This is a genomic window from Pseudoalteromonas sp. bablab_jr011, assembly GCF_016464045.1.
GTDB lineage: Bacteria > Pseudomonadota > Gammaproteobacteria > Enterobacterales > Alteromonadaceae > Pseudoalteromonas > Pseudoalteromonas lipolytica.
This window is the reverse complement of sequence record NZ_JACDWU010000059.1, coordinates 11718-33281: the sequence shown is the minus strand read 5'-3', so window position 1 is coordinate 33281 and position 21564 is coordinate 11718. Positions and strand designations below refer to the sequence as shown.

Annotated in this window: 22 protein-coding genes; 9 read left to right on the top strand and 13 right to left on the bottom strand. The window is 42.9% G+C overall.

The features are described 5' to 3' along the window. Positions 1-119: 119 nt before the first annotated feature. The 8 genes from JIG41_RS01730 to lptM form a co-directional block, all read right to left on the bottom strand. Positions 120-479 (bottom strand): HopJ type III effector protein, encoded by a 360-nt coding sequence (locus JIG41_RS01730; RefSeq protein WP_065978882.1) that lies wholly within the window; start codon positions 477-479, stop codon positions 120-122. Positions 480-488: 9 nt separating this feature from the next. Further along, positions 489-1601, bottom strand: a complete 1113-nt coding sequence (locus JIG41_RS01725; RefSeq protein ID WP_199524178.1) for a TIGR02281 family clan AA aspartic protease — start codon at positions 1599-1601, stop codon at positions 489-491. Between the two features lie 68 nt (positions 1602-1669). Further along, positions 1670-2380, bottom strand: coding sequence for an HAD-IA family hydrolase (locus JIG41_RS01720; RefSeq protein WP_180311284.1), 711 nt, complete (start codon positions 2378-2380; stop codon positions 1670-1672). 10 nt (positions 2381-2390) lie between these two features. Further along, positions 2391-3344: a tyrosine recombinase XerC gene (locus JIG41_RS01715; protein WP_036974413.1), complete on the bottom strand. Its 954-nt coding sequence runs from the start codon at positions 3342-3344 to the stop codon at positions 2391-2393. Continuing rightward, positions 3341-3952: a DUF484 family protein gene (locus tag JIG41_RS01710; RefSeq protein WP_036974415.1), complete on the bottom strand. Its 612-nt coding sequence runs from the start codon at positions 3950-3952 to the stop codon at positions 3341-3343. The genes JIG41_RS01715 and JIG41_RS01710 overlap by 4 nt, the downstream gene beginning before the upstream one ends. Next, entirely contained in the window at positions 3949-4779 is an 831-nt protein-coding gene (gene dapF / locus JIG41_RS01705; RefSeq protein WP_199524177.1) for a diaminopimelate epimerase, read from the bottom strand. The genes JIG41_RS01710 and dapF overlap by 4 nt, the downstream gene beginning before the upstream one ends. Before the next feature lie 64 nt (positions 4780-4843). After that, positions 4844-6097 carry a diaminopimelate decarboxylase gene (gene lysA, locus JIG41_RS01700; protein ID WP_065978886.1) on the bottom strand — a complete coding sequence of 418 codons (1254 nt, stop codon included), beginning with the start codon at positions 6095-6097 and terminating at the stop codon, positions 4844-4846. Next, positions 6098-6280: an LPS translocon maturation chaperone LptM gene (lptM, locus tag JIG41_RS01695; protein ID WP_036974419.1), complete on the bottom strand. Its 183-nt coding sequence runs from the start codon at positions 6278-6280 to the stop codon at positions 6098-6100. It lies immediately after the preceding gene. Positions 6281-6428: 148 nt separating this feature from the next. On the opposite strand from lptM, the gene cyaY reads away from it, so the two are divergent. From cyaY to add, 8 genes are all read left to right on the top strand, one after another. Next, on the top strand, positions 6429-6752 hold the full coding sequence (cyaY, locus tag JIG41_RS01690; RefSeq protein WP_075594390.1) for an iron donor protein CyaY: 324 nt from the start codon (positions 6429-6431) through the stop codon (positions 6750-6752). Further along, the gene (locus JIG41_RS01685) at positions 6749-7405 is read left to right on the top strand and encodes an alpha/beta hydrolase (RefSeq protein WP_199524176.1); all 657 of its coding nucleotides are present in this window, start codon (positions 6749-6751) and stop codon (positions 7403-7405) included. Before cyaY ends, JIG41_RS01685 begins: the two co-directional genes overlap by 4 nt. A gap of 23 nt (positions 7406-7428) precedes the next feature. Then, a complete protein-coding gene (locus JIG41_RS01680) occupies positions 7429-8313 on the top strand; it encodes a DUF2914 domain-containing protein (protein WP_036974464.1) in 885 nt (294 codons plus the stop codon). Positions 8314-8342: 29 nt separating this feature from the next. Further along, a complete protein-coding gene (gene hemC, locus JIG41_RS01675; protein WP_036974425.1) occupies positions 8343-9281 on the top strand; it encodes a hydroxymethylbilane synthase in 939 nt (312 codons plus the stop codon). Position 9282: 1 nt separating this feature from the next. Continuing rightward, positions 9283-11103 carry a uroporphyrinogen-III synthase gene (locus JIG41_RS01670; protein ID WP_118843890.1) on the top strand — a complete coding sequence of 607 codons (1821 nt, stop codon included), beginning with the start codon at positions 9283-9285 and terminating at the stop codon, positions 11101-11103. Continuing rightward, positions 11100-12209, top strand: a complete 1110-nt coding sequence (locus JIG41_RS01665) for a heme biosynthesis HemY N-terminal domain-containing protein (RefSeq protein WP_065978890.1) — start codon at positions 11100-11102, stop codon at positions 12207-12209. Before JIG41_RS01670 ends, JIG41_RS01665 begins: the two co-directional genes overlap by 4 nt. Before the next feature lie 30 nt (positions 12210-12239). Then, the gene (locus tag JIG41_RS01660; protein ID WP_075594387.1) at positions 12240-14936 is read left to right on the top strand and encodes a CHASE domain-containing protein; all 2697 of its coding nucleotides are present in this window, start codon (positions 12240-12242) and stop codon (positions 14934-14936) included. Between the two features lie 102 nt (positions 14937-15038). Then, positions 15039-16040, top strand: coding sequence for an adenosine deaminase (add, locus tag JIG41_RS01655; protein WP_036974434.1), 1002 nt, complete (start codon positions 15039-15041; stop codon positions 16038-16040). 23 nt (positions 16041-16063) lie between these two features. Here the strand turns inward: add and JIG41_RS01650 are convergent, their stop codons facing one another. The 4 genes from JIG41_RS01650 to JIG41_RS01635 all read right to left on the bottom strand — a co-directional run bounded on the left by JIG41_RS01650 (position 16064) and on the right by JIG41_RS01635 (position 19263). After that, a complete protein-coding gene (locus JIG41_RS01650) occupies positions 16064-16480 on the bottom strand; it encodes a CBS domain-containing protein (protein WP_036974436.1) in 417 nt (138 codons plus the stop codon). A 145-nt stretch (positions 16481-16625) separates the two neighbouring features. Then, the gene (gene fre / locus JIG41_RS01645) at positions 16626-17339 is read right to left on the bottom strand and encodes an NAD(P)H-flavin reductase (RefSeq protein WP_036974438.1); all 714 of its coding nucleotides are present in this window, start codon (positions 17337-17339) and stop codon (positions 16626-16628) included. A gap of 87 nt (positions 17340-17426) precedes the next feature. Next, positions 17427-18893 carry a 4-hydroxy-3-polyprenylbenzoate decarboxylase gene (ubiD, locus tag JIG41_RS01640; protein WP_036974440.1) on the bottom strand — a complete coding sequence of 489 codons (1467 nt, stop codon included), beginning with the start codon at positions 18891-18893 and terminating at the stop codon, positions 17427-17429. Between the two features lie 85 nt (positions 18894-18978). Next, positions 18979-19263 carry an MliC family protein gene (locus JIG41_RS01635; RefSeq protein WP_206770688.1) on the bottom strand — a complete coding sequence of 95 codons (285 nt, stop codon included), beginning with the start codon at positions 19261-19263 and terminating at the stop codon, positions 18979-18981. Between the two features lie 155 nt (positions 19264-19418). On the opposite strand from JIG41_RS01635, the gene JIG41_RS01630 reads away from it, so the two are divergent. Then, the gene (locus JIG41_RS01630) at positions 19419-20324 is read left to right on the top strand and encodes a DUF808 domain-containing protein (protein WP_199524175.1); all 906 of its coding nucleotides are present in this window, start codon (positions 19419-19421) and stop codon (positions 20322-20324) included. Positions 20325-20604: 280 nt separating this feature from the next. Here JIG41_RS01630 and JIG41_RS01625 read toward each other — a convergent pair whose 3' ends face one another. After that, positions 20605-21561, bottom strand: a complete 957-nt coding sequence (locus JIG41_RS01625) for a tetratricopeptide repeat protein (protein WP_118843891.1) — start codon at positions 21559-21561, stop codon at positions 20605-20607. Positions 21562-21564: the final 3 nt, after the last annotated feature.

Below are 21564 nucleotides of genomic sequence, written 5' to 3'. Positions count from 1 at the left end.
GTCGCTACCTGCGTTAAAAATTTCTGATTTAGAACAACTAAATAACTAAATTTTTGCCTTGTTATCAACGCGGTTTTATTGCCTCAAAATAGACCACTTAATTAAGCGGAATAATGGTATTATTTTGCTTTTAGTACATTTTCTTCGCGAAAGGTGATCCCCAAAAACGGCGTAGTATCAGGTGCGAGCATAAACGTGCGTATATTCATGTGATCTTGGCCATCAGGGTGTTTAACAACGTCTTCACGGTAAAACGCGCCAAAACAATCGAGGGTGTTTTGTTTGCTGAGTTGATTAAGTTTGGCAAACGCGAAGATTTTACATGATCCATTATTCTCATTGGCTGAACTAATTAGTCCGTGATTATTGAAACCACTGGGCGTAAAGTCATAATGACGATCAATTACCGCCATTGTATCGGTAAACTCGATTAAATGGGGTGTTTCAGCTAATTTTTGTAAGAAGTCATTGAGTGTCATGTTTCGTCCTTAATAAATAGTCTTTGTTAACTCTAACTCATCCAGTTGCTGATTGATATTAAACTTAAATTTCTCTAAAAAGTTCATACCAAGTAGGCCGAAGCCCGTGTGATTGTTGATAACCAAAATATCAAAGTCATCAACTTTTTGCTGGCCTATGCGAAACGATTGTACTCGATAGCGTTGTGCTTCAACGAGCCCATTCGCCGTATTTACGTGTAAGGTGTCAATATAGCGGGCCGGTTCGCTGAGTGTATTCAATAGCGCTTGGTCAATAACGGTAAAGCTTGCTCCCGTATCAATCATGAGCGTGGCCTCAATCTCATTATTAATAACGCTACTAACAAGGTAATGCGCCCCTCGGGGAGTTAATTTCACTTTCTCAACGCCTGCCAAAGCATGCTGTATTTTTTGCTTAAGTTGGTCGGATTGTGTTTTAAAGGCATGGTTATTAGGTAACTGCCCTAAACTTATTTGACTCGCCACATAGTCACCTAAGTGGTAGTAAGCCAATGCATGAATATATAAGTAGTAGGCATGATAGGGCGCGTATTCTAACCATTGCTGGCTGTGTTCGAGCAATTGCTGCCAATGTTGTGTGTTAATTAAGTGATTGCTGTGTAAAGTAGTGAGCTCTTCTATTTGCTGAGTGAGGTCACTGTGCGGATTACTGTCTAATTGATCACTTAGCGCCATCAAATTAACAATACCCTGTTGTACATAACCTTGATTAATTAACCGTTTTGCATCGAGCTTTAACATGGCGGCATCGTATGGATGACTGTTTAAAAAGGCGCTTAGAAATTGCTCGCTGATATGCTCGTGCTGCTCTAGCAGCCATGTTTCAACGGTTTGTTGCCATGCATGTTTAAGTTGCTGTGCGTATTGCGGTGAATTGTCCTTGAGCTGCGAGTATGCGGCAACAGCCTTATCGAATTGTTGGTTATTAAACAATGTGATGGCGTGCTCAAATAGCTTAGGTTGAACAGCGCTATTAACCTGAGTTGCTGTAAATTGCTGTTTATCTGCTATCACCGTGGTCTCTTGACGACTGAGCTGCCAAATAAAGTAGCCATTAATGCTTAATGAGCACAGTAGTAAAAGTTTCAGCAGAGTATTCATTTATTTTGCCTAAAAATCTCAATGATTAGAGGATTACTTTAGCAACAACCGAGACCGTGTAAAAATAGTTACTCTTTAATTAAGTGATTTAATGCAAAAATATCTTCAATTTCAATATCCGCCAGCCCTTTGTATTGATAATTAGTCGCTTGGTTATTTAACCAAACACTCTGACAGCCCGCATTATTAGCGCCTTGTACGTCAGTGTCTAAGCTATCACCAATATGCAAAATTTCACTGTGAGCGACATTTAATAACTGCGCTGCGTTATTAAATAAAGCAGCGTGAGGCTTTGCTTTACCATGTGGGCCTGCTTGAAGCACTAACTCAAACACCCCATTTAGATTAAACTTTTCAACCTCGACATTGCCATTAGTAATCGCGATTAAGCGAAAATGCCTGCCAAGCTTTTCAAGTAATTCAAGCACATCATCAGCAACGGTTATTTGACTACGAGCATCTGCAAAGGCCTGATATGCTTGTTCGGCATGGTGTTTGGCAAGGTCGTGTTCAAAGCCAAGATCCTGCATTGCATATAACAGGGCTGCTTGTCGCCAACGAGTGACATCGTCAACCAAGGTTGTGTCTTGTTTTAATGCATTATCGCGACATGTCAGCCAGTAGTTCATACTGTCGGCAGGCCATTGCTCAATATTTGCTAAGTAGTCAGCTTGGGCTTGTAAGGCTGATTTTATGATTGGATGATTGTTGTATAAGGTGTCATCTAAATCAAAACTTAGAACAGAAACGGGCGATAAGGCACGATTAAATCGGATCATAATTACAGGGTTACTCGGGTGTTGAGCGCTTTTTAGCGCGTGGGTGGGTGTTGTCGTATACTTTGGCTAAATGTTGAAAATCAAGGTGTGTATAAACTTGAGTCGCAGACAAACTAGTGTGTCCCAATAACTCTTGTACTGCACGCAGGTCACCCGACGATTCTAAAATATGTGATGCAAATGAGTGACGTAACTTGTGCGGATGTACTTGTGAGCTGATACCTTGCTTGATCCCCCACTCTTGCATGCGCAACCGTACATGACGTATTGAAATACGTTTCTTTTGGCTGCTGACGAATATGGCTATTTCATCAGGGTGTGCAAATTGTGGGCGAATTTTTAGCCATGCTTTTAGCGCACTTAACGCTTTACTCCCCACGGGCAGTAAACGCTCTTTGTTGCCCTTACCCCGTACTAAAATTTCGCCTTCTCGGGGATTGATATCTTGTATGTTGGCACCAACTAACTCGCTAATACGCAAGCCCGATGAGTACATTAACTCCATCATCGCTTTATCACGAATAGCGAGAGGATCGTCATCGGGTAATTCTAGCAATTTTGCCATTTGATCAACGTCTAAATTTTTCGGCAAGGGTTTTGAGAATTTAGGCCCTTTAATAGCTTCAGCAGGGTTATGGTAATGTGCCTGATTGGCAATGTTCTTTGCTTTTAAAAATTTATACAAGCTGCGAATACAGCTGAGCTTTAAACTAATGGTGCGGCCACTTAACTGTTTACTGCGCAGCTGCATACTGTAGCGGCGAATATGCTCACCTTGAACCGTAAACCAGTTCTCACTGAGCTTACTAAAATATAAAGCGGCAAAGCCGAGCTGGCTGGTGTATTGGTTTATGGTGTGTATCGAATATTGTTTTTCGTAACGTAAGTAGTCAGCAAAAAGCTGGATGGGCGTACGCCATGCATCGCTTAATTCATTAAGGTCTGGCGTTGTTACGTCGCTCATGCAAGTTCCAATAACCGTAGCTGTAATGAGCGAACGAACTCAAGCACAAAAAAACTGTCTTTAGCGGGCTCAAAGTGGTTAACATCATCACTGCCAAACGCCAAAATAGCGACAGGGTGGTTGCTATTTCCAATCAAATACAAGGCAGTTGATTGGGTTGATTCTGAAAATAATAAATCGCGTTCTTGCTGATTCACTCGTCCTAAGTAGATGCCGTCATTTTGTAAACGGTGAGCAATTAAATCATCGTATTTTTTTTCATACTTTACTAACTGACATTCATTGATTAGCGGGTTTGTGCAAATAATATTGCGCAGATTATTTGCCAGCGTTTTGAAGTCGTAGTTAGTCCACAGTTGGCGATGGCATTCGCTAAACAAACGATGAATCAATTCATTTTCTTTTGCTTGTGCAACTAACTGCTCAATTTTATTTTTTAATAAGGTGTTGTGTTCACGCAACTGACGCTGCTGAATGTGCACTAATGATGTCGCAGCGGCCGTTTGCTGTTGCAACTCAAGTGTCGCAAGAACATCTGGATTATTTATTAAAAAGTCTGGATGTGCTTTTAAATACTCAGCTACATGTTGTTCTGTTAGTTTACTCATAATGCCACTTGTCCGTCGAATACATGCTCTGCAGGCCCTGTCATTCTTACTGGATGACCTTCACCTTGCCAGCGCACTTGTAAGCTTCCTCCTGGTAAGTCAACTTGTACAATGCTTGCCAGTTTACTTTGTATTTGACCAATCACCACCGCTGCGCACGCCCCTGTACCACAGGCTAATGTTTCATTTACGCCTCGCTCCCACACTCTTAGTTTTATGTGGTCTTGTGAAATAACCTGCATAAATCCTACATTTGCGCGCTGTGGAAAGCGTTCATGGTTTTCAAGTAGTGGACCTAAGGTTGCGACTTCTGCGGTTTGAATGTCGTCGACTTCTAACACGCAGTGCGGATTCCCCATCGACACGGCACCGCTAAAAATAGTGTGCTCTTCAGTGCGAATAATGTAAGTTAACTCGCGTTTACTTGCCTTGAGAGGAATTTTGTTTGGCTCAAAGACTGGGTGGCCCATGTTTACGGTTACTTGACCATCTTTTTCTATGTATAAGGTTAAGTTTCCCGACTTGGTTGATACGGTAATTTTATGTTTGTTGGTCAAGCCTTTCATGCGCACAAAACGCGCAAAACAGCGAGCACCATTGCCACATTGTTCCACTTCGTTGCCGTCAGCATTAAAAATACGATAGTGAAAATCTAAATCAGGAGAGTAAGGGGCTTCAACCATAAGTAATTGATCGAAGCCGATACCAAAGTGGCGATCTGCCAGTTTCTTTATTTGATCACGTGACAAGAAAACATTCTGCGTGATGTTATCAATAACAACAAAGTCGTTACCTAGGCCGTGCATTTTTGAGAAATTAACTAACATAGCGCTCTAATTCGGATTTGCTCTGAGCTAATCATGCCACAGAGCAGGGCGGTTATAAAAACGTTTATGGTAAAATTTTCTCACCTTGCCAAAGGCTTTCTAAGGTTTCACGTTGGCGGATTAAGTGGCTTTGCTTGCCATCGACCATGATCTCAGCGACGCGTGGACGTGAGTTGTAATTTGAGCTCATGGTAAAGCCGTATGCGCCAGCACTGCGTTGCGCCAGTAGGTCACCAGCATGTAGCGCAAGCTCACGGTCTTTTCCTAAAAAGTCACCCGTTTCACACACTGGGCCAACAATGTCGTAGTTTTGACGTGGCGTGCCATCTTCGCGCGGTTCGACAGGCACAATTTTTTGCCATGCTTGGTAAAGAGATGGGCGCAGCATATCGTTCATACCGGCATCAACAATGGCAAAATATTTGTCTTGATTTTGTTTAATAAACTCAACTTTGGTCACTAAAATACCCGCATTAGCTGCAATGGCTCGACCGGGCTCAAAAATAAGCTCTAAGTCTTGATAATTAGCTAAGCGAGATGTGATTTTATCAACGTATTCACTTGGGTGAGGCGGTGTTTCACCATTATAAGGCACGCCTAATCCTCCACCAATATCTAGGTGGGTAAGTGTGATATTCACGGCTTTTAATTCTTCGATTAAGGTCAGCACTTTTTCCAGAGCCGCTAAGAAAGGCTTAATTTCTGTAAGCTGTGAGCCAATGTGACAGTCAACCCCAGTAATGTTTAAACCTGGAAGCGATGCTGCATATTGATAAACGCTGACCGCTGTTTGAATATCAATGCCAAATTTATTTTCTTTTAAACCGGTTGAGATATACGGGTGTGTTTTGGCATCGATATCCGGGTTCACGCGAATCGAGATAGGTGCAACACGGTTTAGTGAAGTTGCTACTTCTGATATACGGTCTAGCTCAGCAACCGACTCAACGTTAAAACACTTGATCCCCAATTCAAGCGCGTAGGCAATTTCGTCAGCAGTTTTTGCAACGCCAGAAAATACCACTTTACTGGCATCGCCACCGGCTGCAATAACGCGAGCTAACTCGCCTTTAGAAACAATGTCAAAACCAGAGCCTAAGCGCGCTAAAATATTTAATACAGCAATGTTTGAATTCGCTTTAACGGCGTAACAGACTAAACTTTTGTGTGATTTAGCTGCCTCGGCGAAAGCGAGATAATGGCGCTCAAAGGTTTTACGTGAATAGATATAGCAGGGCGTACCGTATTGGTCGGCAAGCTCTTTGACAGCGATGTCTTCAGCGAACAGCTGATTATTATTGTAGTTAAAAAAGTCCATCTATTGGTCCTGTTTTTGCTCTGGTTGTTCGGATGGATCAGCCTGTGGCTGAGATTCTGCTGGCTTTGCAGTATCATCTGGAAGATAAAGCGCACCGCTTTGTCCACAGCCCACCAGAGTGAGCATAAGTAGGGCACTAAGAGGTAAAATTGTTTTAAATTTTTGGCTATGAGTCTCTTTCATTAGATTAATACGGTTGCTGGCTTTATAATCGCAGAGTAACAGAATATTTAAAAAATGCAGCTATTCGCGGATGAATTTATTCCTGTTACACTTGATGTACACAATCTGCCTCCAGATCTAGGCTTAAAGCCCGTTAAAGGACACTAAAATGACTGATCATGAATACCACACACTAGCCGATGCGTTGATGCTAACAATTGAAGAGCAAATCGATGAATGTGATGCTGATTTAGACTACGAGTCTGCATCAGGTATTTTAGAAATCATCTTCCCAGATCGCAGCAAAATAGTGATCAATAAACAAGCGCCATTGCACCAAGTGTGGGTGGCAACTAAATTCAATGGTCATCACTTTGAATTGCGAGACGATAAGTGGATTGATAATCGTTCTGGTGCTGAGTTCTGGCAATTTATGTGCGATGCGGCTTCGCGCCAAGCGGGTCAACCAATCGAGTGGCGTTCTGAGTTATGAGTTTAGGGTTTGTAGAATACCCCGCGCAAGGTGAGCATAAGGCAACCGTTATTTGGTTGCATGGCTTGGGTGACTCGGGGGAGGGGTTTGCCCCTGTTGCTCCGCAGTTAGCGATACCGAAAGAGCTCGGTGTGCGGTTTGTGTTTCCTCATGCGCCAGTGCAACCGGTCACCATTAATGGGGGCATGGCGATGCGCTCATGGTACGACATTAAATCGATGGATTTAGATAAGCGTGCCGACGAACAAGGCGTACGAGAGTCTGCTGCTAAAGTGGCTGAGCTCATTGATCAAGAAATAGCGAAAGGCATCCCCGCGAGTAAAATTATTTTAGCAGGGTTTTCGCAAGGGGGAGTCGTGTCACTGCATTTGGCTCCACGTCTTGATTATAAGTTAGCAGGTGTCATGGCGTTATCAACGTATATGTGCGCACCCGATAAGTTGGCTGACGAAGCTAAGCAACAGGCGTTAAATATATTTATGGCGCATGGGCGTATGGATGATGTTGTACTGCATAGCGCGGGCAGGCAAGCATTTGACGTACTGAGCGCAAATAACATGGAAGTTAGCTGGCAAGACTATCCGATGGCACATCAGGTGTGTGGTGAAGAACTGATGGCTATTCGAGCGTGGTTAATTGCTCGCTTAAGTTAATTTTTGGTTGTGAAGAGGCCAACATGACAAACAAACTTGTAATAACAGCAAATATGAATTCGGCGGAGCCTGCAAGCACATCACCCACAGCGGTAACGTACCAATGGCATTGGCGACGTATTTTTATGTTCAGTGGCGTGATTTTAGTGGCCCTGGCGACTGTAATATACAGCTTCGTAGGTGCTGTGAGTGCTGAGCAAAGTGAACAAGATGAGCCGCACACTGAGTTGACTACCGCTGTATTACAAGCTCCTGATAATAATCTTGCAGCAGAGCACGTTAACGAGAACACAGAGGACAGTGCAGAGCAGCCCGATGTGAATACCCCTGACCTTGTGCCTAATAGTGTGGCCAATGAGCCAGAAACTGAGTCTCTCAAGCCCAAAACACACGTGCAATCACTTGACACCGTTACTTCGCAAGACACTCAATTACCGGCTAAAACGACCACAGACAGTGAAGCGAAGCCTGAAAATAACGATGAACAGCAGCTCGCTTTAGCACCTAATAATAAAGTGCAGCAGTTTTCACAATCAGCTCATGTTGCCAGCGTGGCCATTGGCGCTAAAATAGATACAGATAAAGTGAGCCGTGCGGTATTAACCACCGATGTTGTTGATCGAGAACCAGTCAATGTTCTAAAAAACGATGTAAGATTAGCGGACATTACGCATAGTTTGAGCTTCTTTAGTGAGCTTAGAAATATGCAAGGGCAAACGGTTCGTCATCAATGGTATTACCAAGATGAGCAGCTAGCCTCTATTGAATTAGCAGTAAGCAGTCCGCGTTATCGCACTTACTCGACAAAAAATATTATGCCAGAACAGCTTGGTGAGTGGCGTGTTGAAGTCGTTGACGCACAAGGCACTTTACTTGCACAAAAAGAATTTAGAATTTTAGCTGATTAAGTTCAGCCAGATAAATAATTGGATTTTTCATGACACAGACAATCAAACGCGTTCGAATTGCCACTCGTAAAAGTGCGCTAGCGCTATGGCAAGCAGAATTTGTAAAAGCCCAACTTGAACACTTTCATGACGATGTGACAGTTGAACTCGTTCCAATGTCAACGCAAGGCGATATTATTCTTGATACCCCTTTGGCTAAAATTGGCGGTAAAGGCTTATTTGTAAAAGAACTTGAGCAAGCGATGCTTGACGGCCGCGCTGATATTGCTGTTCATTCAATGAAAGATGTACCGGTTGAGTTCCCTGAAGGGTTAGCGTTGCATACGATTTGTGAGCGTGAAGACCCACGAGACGCATTTGTATCAAACAACTTTAAGAGTTTAGATGCGTTACCACAGGGTGCAATCGTCGGTACGTCAAGTTTACGCCGTCAATGTCAAATTCGAGAAGCGCGACCAGACTTAGATATCCGTGATTTACGCGGTAATGTGAATACTCGCCTAGCGAAACTCGATGATGGCCAATACGATGCAATTATCCTTGCCGCTGCAGGTTTAATTCGCCTTGAAATGCCAGAACGAATCACTGCGTTCATCGAGCCAGAAGTCTCTTTACCTGCAAATGGTCAAGGTGCAGTTGGTATCGAATGCCGTATTGATGACGAAGTAACTAAAGCGTTACTGGCTCCGCTTGAGCATACAGAAACGCGTATTCGTGTTAATGCCGAACGCGCTATGAATCGCCGCTTAGAAGGCGGTTGTCAGGTGCCAATTGGTGCTTTTGCACTCGTGAATGATGATCACGTTTATTTGCGTGGTTTAGTTGGCGCGGTTGATGGTAGTCAAATGCTGCGCGACGACGTTACAGGCCCAGTAGCTGATGCTGAGAAGTTAGGCATTGAACTCGCTGAAAAGTTATTGGCGCAAGGTGCAGACAAAATTTTAGCTGACGTATACAGAGACGCGTAATATGCATATTTTGATAACTCGTCCAGAAGGAAAAGGCACTGAGCTTGCACTTGAGCTTCAGCAGGCGGGTTATCAAACGACCCTGTGCCCAGTATTGACGCTTGATTATCTTACGCCAAGTAGTCAAGCACTCGCGCCGCTTGAAAATGCCGACAAAATTATTTTTATCTCACAAGATGCCGTTCACGCATTATTAAAGCTTACCCCCACAATTAACAAAACTGCGCAGCTTTATGCGGTTGGCCAACAGACGGCAGATGCGATACATGAGGCATTTGGGCGACGCGCAGCAGTTCCTAAAAAACACGACTCCGAGGGCTTACTTGCACTAAAAACACTGCAAGATGTAGAGCTTAGCAATATTGTTTTAGTGAAAGGAGAAGGTGGGCGTACCACAATAGCAAAAACATTAAAACAACGTGGTGCCGTGTTAAATCAACTTGTTGTTTATAAGCGACGTGCCATAGAAAGCGAATCAGGTAAGTGGATGGACCACTGGCAAACAGCGGGTGTAGAGGGTATAGTCATTACAAGTAATGCGGCTGTTGATGCCATTTTTAATGGCTTAAATGAGTCACAGTTGGCATGGTTGAAGGGGTGTCAGTTTTATGTTGCTAGTGAACGTATCGCTGAATACCTACAACAAAAAAATGTCATTAGAACACATATACATATTGCTGCAGGGGCTAGTGATAGCGCTATGTTCGCCTGCATTAATCAGCAAGGTAGCAAAATGAGTGAATCAGATCTAAAACAGTCAGCCAAACCTGCTGCGGCTGAACCAGCAAAAAAGGCAGCAGCGGCTAAGCCTGCATCAAACCAAGTGGTTCAGCATAAAAAAGGGATAAGTAAAACCGGTAGTTTGGCACTGTTGATTTCACTTCTCGTTGCTTCAGCGGTCGGTTATGAGTTTTACCATAAACTGAATAGTGATCAGCAGTCTACTCTGGCATTTAACGAGCTGACAACTGAAAACCAACGTCTAAAGCAACAACTCGATGCCATCAAGAATGCTCAGCAAACTCTGCAACAAGCTTTGTATAATAGCGAGCAAAAAGTCGCGGATACGTTGCGTGAAAATGCCGAACAAACTCAGCAACAACTGCAAGCCGCTTTAAAGCGTGCTGAGCAACAAAGCTATACGTTAAACCCACAAGAAGTGACCAGTCTGCAGCGTATGGCTGAGTTTAAGTTGTGGGCTGAGCATGACTTTCGGGGAGCGGCTGCTGTTTTATCACGATTAGACAGCTTATTAGCAGAGCATCCTGGTACGGGGGCTATTCGCCAAGCAATTCATCAGGACTTACAAACTTTGAACGGCATTGACCCAGTGGCTGTTGAAGCGATTTATTTAAAGCTGCATGGCATCAATCAAAAAGTCGATGAGTTGGTATTTAACGCGATTTCATTACCTGAAGAAGTCAGCCAGGACGATCCTAATCAATTAAGTGAAAATGTCAGCGAATGGCGTCAGAATCTTGCAAAGTCGTGGCTGCAATTCAAAGATTTTTTTGTCACGGTTCGTACGCGAGAAGACATGGTTGTGGCGCCGTTTTTAAGTGAACAAGAGCGTCATTTAGTTAAACAGCGTTTAAGGCTCTATTTAGCACAAGCACAGGATGCGATTTTAACCAAGCAAAGTAGTGTGTACTTTACAGCGGTTGAAGCGGCACATGCGCTTGTGAAAGACTACTTTAAGCAAGATGATGCCGTGACTAAAGCTGCATTAAAGAGTTTAACTGAGCTTTCTAAAGAGCAACTCGATTTTAATCCTAACGTGTCATTGCAAAGTACGGAGCAGGTGAAGGAGTGGGCACAATGATCCGCTTTTTATTGCTGATAATTGCGATTGCAGTCTGTTTAGGCATTGCTCCTTTTTTTATAGATCAAAAAGGCTATGTACTGATTGCGTTCAATAAAACGACCATCGAGGGCACTATATGGGGGGTTGCAGCCCTTATTGTGCTGGGGTGTGGTATTGCTTACTTAGGGTATAAGTTGGTGCGTTATTTATGGTCGTTATATAGCCATACACGCCATCGTTTTTTTGCCCGCAGTGAAGAGCGCAAACAAGCGGCTATTGAACAAGGCGTATGGAGTTTGATTAATAACGACTACGCAGAGCTTGAATTAGCACTGGATAACAACAGTGTCGCAGAGCCGTGGACCGATATACGTTATGCACTGCTTGCCAAAGCTGCACTGGCGAATAATAACAGTGAAAAAGCGATTAGCTATCTTGATAAAATCAACCAAGCAAATCAATTAAAAGTGGCTAATTTATGGCTTGCTAGCGGTGAATGCAGCACGATCTTTGCGGAATTAAAAACGTTAGCCGAGCGCAAAAAAGCAACAAACCTAGAGCTCAAAATGTATGCTCAGGTCTTAGTTCAAGAGCAGAAATGGTCTGCGCTTGATGACTTTATGCCACGATTACTGCGTAAAAAAGTGCTCACAGAAAAAGAATGGCAACAGGTGTTTGACCGTTATTTTGCAGCGCAGGCTGACACCTCGTTAACCGAGCGTTTTGAGCAACTTACAAAGAACTTAAAACCAATGGCAGAAGTAAGTTACTTAAAAGCTATGGCGCGCGCAGGAAAACTAAATAAAATAGAGCTAAGCTTAATTAAAATGATTAAAAAGCCTCTGCAACATAAAGACTTAGCTCGTATTCTTCGCACTAGTGCAGCAGGTGATGCGCTAAAACTGCAGGCCAGTTTGCAAGACGTATTGAAGAAAGACACCGAAAATACCGACCTTCTTCTTGCGCTTGCGTGTTTAGCCAATGCGCATGGCGAATACGATTTAGCTGCACGTGTGTTTGATAAAGCACTGAACGCAACGAATCGTGACGACTACTTACAGCAAGCTGTATTGAGTTACAGTAAGAGTGGGCAACCAGACAAAGCATTGGTTCTGTATCAGTAATTTTATGACTGCCAGTTAAGGAGTGATGGCTTGAAAAATGCGTTTACGCTAACAATAAGTATCGCTCTGGCCTACTTTTTTACGGGGTATTTAAGCAATTCTTTACTGGCAATCGATGGCTATGCTGTTGCAGCTTGGCCTCCATCGGGTATTGCTCTTGCCAGTATTTTACTCAGCCGAAACCGAGCACTCCCTGGGGTTTTGCTGGGTGCATTTCTGGTTAACTTAATTCATTTAGATAACGTATCCGACATTTTGCATTGGCAGATAATGCTGCAAGCAATCGGTGTAACCCTTGCCTCAACTTTTCAAGCTTGGCTTGCGTATTACATTATTATCCATTTAGTAAAAAATCCACTCGAACTTTCTTCACTAAGACAAAGCGTACAAGGGCTGATTATTGGCGGTCCATTGTGTAGCTTAATAGCTGCCTCTGCAGGCACTGCATTATTGGTTATCAATGATGTGATCCCCCATTATATGGCGTTAAACAATTTTGTTGCTTGGTGGATTGGTGACAGCATTGGTGTACTGATTTTTACTCCATTGGTACTGGCTGCGTTTAGTTACAATCACATTCAGCAACGTGTTCAAATTATTGTGCCGTCCCTGGTGATTTACATGATTATTTGTGTCAGCTTTTATGGTGCATCAAGTGTAAAAAAAGCCAAGGACGAGCAACGTCAACAGACTAAAGTAAGTGCCATTAAGACTAATTTAGAACACCGTGTTGGTGAAATACAGTCTCATCTAGCGTTACTGGCGACATTTTTTGCTAGCAGCGATGACGTTGATTTTAGAGAGTTTAAGCGCTTTACCTCTCGACAATTGCAAGATAGCAGCGAAATAGCGGCATTTGAGTGGGCACCCAAAGTCATTCACTCACAGTTGAGTAATTACGAAAACTTACTGCGCGATGAGTTAGGTGACGACTATTACGTAAAAGAAAAAAATACTGAAGGTGAATGGCAAGCTGTCAGCAAACGCGATATTTATTTTCCAGTGCAGTACATTCATCCCTTGATTGGAAATGAAGCAGTGAAAGGCTTTGACTTGGCTTCAAGTGCGGTCCGCTTTGAGGCGCTGACCAATTCGCGCTTGAGTAAAAGTGTCACCGTCAGTGAACCTATTTCGCTCATGCAAGGGGGCGGGAATGAACGGGGAGTGTTGTTTTTCAACCCTGTGTATGCGGATTTACATCACCAAGTTGGTTTTAAAGGTTATGTTGTGGCTGTCGTTAACTTAGAGGTTTTGGCACAAACGCTTAACTACAACCAAAACACCGATATTGATGCCAGTTTTTATGATATGACGGATGGAGATAATCCCACCGAAATATTCAGTCCGCAGCGGGTTGGTACAAAGGTAATAGCGCATTTTAATTTCATTGTTGGTGAGCGTGTTTGGCAAGTAAAGCTGTGGGAGCCGGTTAAGCAATCCTCATGGCTTGTGTATTGGTTTGCGCAAATAGTGGGCATGCTATTCGTATGGTTGCTGATTACGTTTTTAATCTCGGTGACGGGCACGAATATTCAAATTCGACAGCAAGTGGCAAAACAGACACAAAGCTTACGAGAAGAAAAATTAAAAGCCGATAAAGCCAGTCAAATTAAAAGTGAGTTCTTGGCTAATATGAGCCATGAAATCCGCACCCCAATTAATGGTATCAAAGGGTTACATTATTTGGCGTTACAAGAGCAAGATTGGCAGCAAGCCCGCGCTTATATCGAACAAGCAGATGGTGCGCTAAACGTGTTACTGCGCGTTCTTAATGATGTGCTAGATTTTTCGAAAATCGAAGCTGGGCGATTAGAGCTGCACCAAGAACCTGTCGATATTAATAGCTTAATTAATGAGATCAGTAATTTAATGCAGTTTGAACTGAACTCACGCTCACTTAATTTTGTGGTTGATTACGACCGAAGTGAATCATTAGTGATTCAAACAGATGCTATTCGGCTGAAACAAATTCTGCTTAATTTACTTAATAATGCCGTTAAGTTCACCCCTGAAGGCGAGATCACGTTACGAATTTGGCAAGAAAATAAGATGACTTATTTTAGCGTCATTGATACGGGCATTGGGATTAAAAAAGAGGTGCAGGAGCAGCTATTTCAACCATTCTCTCAAGCCGATAGTTCGACATCTCGCCGCTTTGGCGGTACGGGACTCGGTTTAAGCATTTGTAAGAAGCTTATTGATTTAATGGGCGGAGACATAAGCCTAACGAGTGTTGAAGGGCAAGGCTCTACCTTTACATTCACAGTGCCGTTTGAGTCGCCTTTAGAGGCTGTTATCCACACGGATGACGTGCTATCAGAAATTGACATTTCGGCGATATCATTTGCGAATGTGGCTATTTTATTAGTGGAAGATAACCCGCTCAACCAGCATGTTGCGTGCGCTATTTTAAAAACAAAAGGGTGCCTTCCCGATGTTGCCAAAGACGGTCACGAAGCAATTAAGATGATTAGTGAAAAGAGTTATGATTTAGTACTCATGGATATTCAAATGCCGAATATGGATGGCTTGCAAGCAACGCAAGTTATTCGTAATGAATTATTAATAAATGACCTACCAATTATCGGCTTATCAGCGAATGCGCATGATGATGATTTGAAAAAAGGGCTGGCCAGTGGCATGGATGGATATTTAACGAAACCCATTGATGCCGATAAACTGTTTAAAACCTTGTGGTATCACTTACAAAATAAATCAGTGAATTAATGCAGACAATTGACCTCAATAAAGTAAATAAAATCATCTAAACTTGAAATATCAACGCGGGTACGTATGATCCGCGAAAACTGACTGAACTGAGTGCCAATTATGATCAACAACACACTTCCTTTGCTTGATATTCATCGCCACCTTGATGGTAATGTTCGACCACAGACAATTTTAGACTTGGGTCGACAGTTTAATCTTGCGCTACCGGCAGACCATATTGACGCACTTATTCCGCACGTACAGGTGATTGACCCTGAACCTAATTTAGTGGCGTTTTTACAAAAGCTTGATTGGGGTGTAAAAGTGCTGGGAGATTACGATGCGTGTCGTCGTATCGCAGTCGAAAATGTTGAAGATGCATTAGCACAAAAGCTTGATTATGTTGAGCTGCGTTTTAGCCCTTATTACATGGCGCAAAGCCAAGGCTTACATCCACAAGGTGTTGTGGAAGCGGTTGTTGATGGTGTAAAAAGTGCTTGCCAAGGTGCCCCGATTAAAGTGAATTTGATTGGTATTATGTCACGTACGTACGGGACTGAAATTTGCCAACAAGAACTGGATGCACTGCTTGCATTTAAAAACGATCTTGTTGCGGTTGATTTAGCTGGAGATGAAATGGGGTTTCCCGGAGAGTTGTTTGTTAACCATTTTAAGCAAGTACACGATGCTTATTTGGCCGCGACGATTCATGCTGGTGAAGCGCGAGGCAGTGACAGTATTTGGCAGGCAATAAATCAGCTGGGTGCGACGCGTATTGGGCATGGCGTAAAAGCCATTGAAGATCCAAAACTTATGGACTATTTACGCGATAAACGCATCGGAATTGAATCTTGTTTAACCAGTAATATTCAAACCAGCACAGTGGCTGAATTGGCAAGTCATCCTTTAAAAACATTTTTAGATCACGGTATTTTGGCGTCAATTAATACGGATGATCCCGCCGTAGAAGGCATTGAAATTGAACATGAGTATCGTGTCGCTGCGCCCGCTGCGGGCTTAACCCAAACAGACATAGAAAAAGCACAAGCGAATGCGCTTGAAATTGCTTATTTGAGTAATGCCGATAAAGCCGCTTTAAGAGAGTTAGCTGCGAACCGCTAATGAGCAGCAGCTAGCTACAAAACTTACACTTGATGCTCTTGGCACGAGACATAGTTCTCATAAAGTGCTTTGAGCACATCGCCACGGCTGATCATGCCAACCACTTTGTTACCTTCAACAACTGGGTAGTTTTTGGGTTTGCCAGTCTTCATGCCGTCGGCAAGCTCAATGATATTTTGATCAATACTCACGGTGACGACATCTGTTCGCATTAGCTGTTTCACCTTTACCACACCATCGCAGAAATAACTGTTTTGCATCAGTGGTTGTAGTAATTCTTGCTCAGAAATAAAGCCAACCAAAGCTTTATTATCATCAAACACCGGCGCGCCTAATAGTTTAAACTTTTGCAGCTCGCTAATGGCGGTGGTCATTTCGGTTTCGGGTGTAATATGTGGCAACTTACGTTGCATAAAATCTTGTACTTTTGTATTTAGCATTTGGGTCTCTCCCCATCATTATTCTACATAAAGTATGGTCAAGGAAATGCAGTTTGTGAAATCGTTATATGGATTTAAGTGTGAGTTAAAACAAATAAAAAAGGCACCCAGTAAACTGGGTGCCTTCATAGCAAGAAAGGAGCACTTACTTTATAAATGCAAATGCATCTGCGTACATGTTTTCACGAATTGCACCATGTGCAATAAAGTCATCACGCACAATGCCAATCATGTCAAAACGGCCAGCCATATATATATCGTATGGCTCAAGAGACACTATATCAGCCATGACCGCTTTGTGAACAAAGCCTGTTTTGCCAGACCAACTTGCAGGGGCATTTTCCACAACGGGAATGTATTGAAAGTGAGGGTTACTCTCAGCCCAAGCTTGCATTTCGTCATGGGCATAAAGAGCCGATTCTTCACGCACACCCCAGTAAAACAACACGGGGCGATCACAGCCTATTTCAGCTAGGTGATCAGCCATCGATTTTGCATACGAAAAGCCCGTACCGCCCGCTAATAAAATGATAGGGCGTTCGCCTTCAGTGCGAAGTTGTGACACACCTAAACCAACTTCAACGTTAACCTGTTGTTGTTCTGTATGAGCGTGACGTAAGTGTTCAAGTGCCTGCATTGCATATGAATCCGCACCTGATGCGCCTATGTGTAATTCAATTTGCTCAGTTTGCGATGGGCGACTAGCAATTGAAAAGGCACGCTTATCTTTTTCGCCTAATACAAGTTGCATATATTGGCCTGCCTCGAATGACACAGGTTGCTGTGGTTTCAAAATGACCTTATGTACGTGGTCTGTAAGCGGGCTGATCGCAACAACGTCAGCGAGTAATGTTTGCATAGTTTACCTTTATAAAGCAGAGACGCATAACCGATTGCGAGTGCGCTCACAACCGTTAATTTTTGAGCAGTTTATCACAGACACAGCTTAGAGAATATCTAAGCTGTCCCATATTTCATCAACACGATCTTTAATTTTTGGGTCCATTACAATGGGCTCACCCCATTCCCGATCGGTTTCTCCAGGCCATTTATTTGTCGCATCCATTCCCATTTTTGAGCCTAGGCCAGAGACGGGTGATGCAAAGTCTAAATAGTCAATCGGTGTATTTTCAATCAGTGTGGTATCACGGGCAGGATCCATGCGTGTGGTTATCGCCCAGATCACGTCATTCCAATCACGTGCATTTACATCGTCATCACAGACAATGACAAACTTTGTATACATGAACTGGCGAAGAAATGACCATACACCCATCATTACGCGTTTTGCGTGGCCTGGGTATTGTTTTTTCATGGTCACGACAGCCATACGATATGAACAGCCTTCTGGGGGCAAATAGAAGTCGACAATTTCTGGAAATTGCTTTTGTAAAATAGGCACAAAGACTTCGTTTAATGCTACGCCTAATACCGCGGGTTCATCAGGTGGACGACCTGTATAAGTACTATGGTAGATTGGATTTTCACGATGCGTGATGTGCGTCACTGTCATAACAGGAAACTCATCTACCTCATTGTAATAGCCTGTATGGTCACCGTAGGGGCCCTCTGGGGCTGTTTCACCCGGCATAATATAGCCTTCTAAGATAAACTCAGCTGTTGCAGGCACTTGCAAGTCATTGGAAATAGATTTAACCACTTCGGTTTTACTACCGCGTAACAGGCCTGCGAATGCGTATTCACTGAGTGTATCTGGTACAGGTGTTACCGCGCCAAGAATAGTGGCAGGGTCTGCGCCAAGGGCTACCGACACTGGGTATGGCTCGTTCGGGTGTTCTTTGCACCACTCACGGAAATCAAGCGCGCCACCACGGTGAGATAACCAGCGCATAATGATTTTATTCTTACCTAATAATTGCTGACGGTAGATACCTAGGTTTTGGCGCTTTTTATAAGGTCCTTTGGTGACCGTCAGACCCCATGTGATAAGTGGTGCTGCATCACCCGGCCAACAGTGTTGAATAGGCAGTTTTGTTAAATCAACGTCATCGCCTTCAAGAATTACTTGTTGGCACGCTGCTTTTTTAACTTCCTTAGCTGGCATATTTAACACTTGTTTAAATACGGGGATTTGACCTAGCGCCTCTTTAATTCCTTTTGGTGGCTCTGGCTCTTTTAAAAATGCCAGTAACTTACCGACTTCGCGCAGTTCACTCACATCATTTTGCCCCATACCCATCGCAACACGCTTGGGTGTTCCGAATAAGTTGGCAAGTACAGGAATTGAGTGGCCTTTTGGATTTTCGAATAATAGGGCAGGGCCTTCAGCACGTAAGGTGCGATCGGCAATTTCGGTCATTTCTAGGTAGGGATCAATCTCTTGTTTGATCCGCTTTAGTTCACCCTTTTGTTCTAATAACTCGATAAATTCGCGAAGATCTTTGTATTTCATTTTGGTCGCTTAAACGCTGAAAAAACTGTCGCTATTATACTCAAAATCAATCTTTAAGCTAATTTAGCAGGGAGAATTCGCTGTTTTATTGGGCGAGAGCACAGTGGTATTTTTTACCTCTCAAAATGAGCATAGCCTCAGGACCTTTAGACCAAAAAAGTACGGTGTCATTACTGTACTTTACACCCGAGGCGCTGACTTGTCGGCTTAGTAAAAAAGACTCTTGTTGAAATGAAAGTGTTGCTTGCTCTTCATTGATGTCGGTAATACTCGCGATTTCTTCATCACACTTATAATTGTTTGGCCCACTTTGCTCGGCACAAGCACACAAGGTGACTAAAGCGAGCCCTAAAGTAAGTGGCTTAATCATGGAAACACCCCTGTTTTAATGAATCTACCCAAACCATTGGAAATGTGTTTCTTCAGATGGTGTGGATTTATAAGCTTAACAAAGAAAAATTAACCGTTGGTGAAAATACCAGGATAAGTTATGTTGTTATTGAAATTAATGGGCAAGGAGCCGCTATGGCTGGGACTAACTTATTAACCTTACTTGATGATATTACAACGCTTTTAGATGATATTGCGACGATGAGTAAAGTCGCAACTAAAAAAACAGCAGGGGTATTGGGTGACGACCTAGCACTCAATGCGCAACAAGTAACTGGGGTCACGGCTGATCGAGAATTACCCGTAGTCTGGGCTGTTGCAAAGGGATCGTTTATCAATAAAGCGATACTGGTACCTGCCGCATTATTGATTAGTGTGTGGTTACCTTGGCTTATTACGCCGCTTTTAATGATAGGTGGCTTATTTTTGTGCTTTGAAGGTGCTGAAAAAATTATTGAAAAGCTGTTTGATCACACAAAAGCTGAAGATGAATCTGTTATCGAACATCAAGACTTGCACGAATACGAAAAACAGAAAGTGAAAGGGGCTATTCGCACGGACTTTATCCTCTCAGCCGAAATTATTGTTATAACCTTGGGCACTGTTGCCGGTGCAACACTGGTTAATCAAGCATTGGTGTTAACGGTTATTGCAATCATTATGACTATCGGCGTTTATGGTCTTGTTGCAGGCATTGTAAAACTTGATGATGCCGGTTTGTATTTGCTGCAAAAAGCCCAGCAAACAGGCGGGAAATTTAAACAGCTATTAGGCACTTTTTTAGTCGCGGCAGCCCCTCAGTTGATGCGTTTTTTAGCGTTCGCAGGCACAGTTGCAATGTTTTTGGTTGGCGGTGGCATACTCGTTCACGGCATACCTGTGTTACATCACGCTCAGCAAGGCGCGAGTGAGTTTGCACTTACTTATCTTGGTAAAACAGGGGAAGTTGTAACACCGATTTTATTCGATGGTTTGCTTGGCGTCGCTGAGGGGATTGTGGTGGTGCTAGTGGTTGAGTTGTGGCACAAAGTGAGAAATTAAATAAAAAGTGCCGGCGAGAAACCTCGCCGGCAAGAAGTTAGCACGGGAACGTAAGCGTGCTAATGTGCAGGGTGTTCCTTTAAGCTATATAAACCCAAAGGTGTTTGTCTTCTGGCACTCATAGAATTCCTAAAACAAAGCAGGAGAGTTATTTTGCTCTTTCTATCTACACTTCATTATGCATCAGTTAAAGTGTGTTATAACATAACCTTGTTGGTGTAAATAACCAATGCGTTTGTTATTCATTGGTTTACTTTATTGGATGTTATAAAAAGTGGATTTAATCTGTGTTTAAATTACTGCAGTCGTAGCTTAGGCATAATTCAGCAAGTTCAATTTTAGCTTTGAGGTTGCCTTGTTGTGTGGCTTTATTGAGCCAATAGGCCGCTTTTTCTAGACTTTTTTGAGTGCCTTGACCATCGCGATACATTTGCCCTAAGTTAAGTTGCCCCCACGAATAACCCCCCTCTGCAGAAAGCGTAAAACTGTTTAGCGCTTCTGTGTAAAGCCCATCTTTAAAATAAGTGATACCTTCTTGATTGTGCTTATCAAGTTTTACGCCGGTATATAAGGGTTTCGGCTTTGGTGGGTGCATTACAAAGCCTCCGAATAAGCTATAAAGCTCAGGGCGCATGATTTTGTAAATGCTGTTGTCTTCATAAAATTGCTGTATTTGTTCTTTGCGAAAGGTCATGGTTTTACTTGAGAAATAATTATCTTGGACCAACATGCTTGTGCGCATAGCAATTTCAATGTCTTTATTATATTTATAGGTGTAATTACCGACACGAAAGGTCATGTTGTCATTATCAAATTCAACCAGTTGTGCCACTTTTAAATTATTAATCCGTTTTGGGGTGTCGGTAAATTTGTCAGCGTGGACAAAATACGTGTCGAACAGTTTTGGCTTATTTATATAACTAACTTCGTTCGTAGTTTGTTGATGAACACCAAGCACAGTTTGAATTAAAAAATAGCCTAAAAGTAACACGCCGGCAAAGTACTTAATAATCGAGAGCATTTCTAAAGTAGGAAGTGCGTACCAAGACACGGGAGTCATATAGCCACAATCATCACACTGGCGCTGATAACTGATTGATAGTGGGATAACTGGCAAAATAGTAAAACGCAGTATCTTGCTGTGATTGGTTAATGAATAATGCTCGCTTTGACAGTGGGGGCATGTTTTAGGTTGTTTGTAAAAAACATCAGCAGCAGCAGTATTAAAAAGTAGCATAGT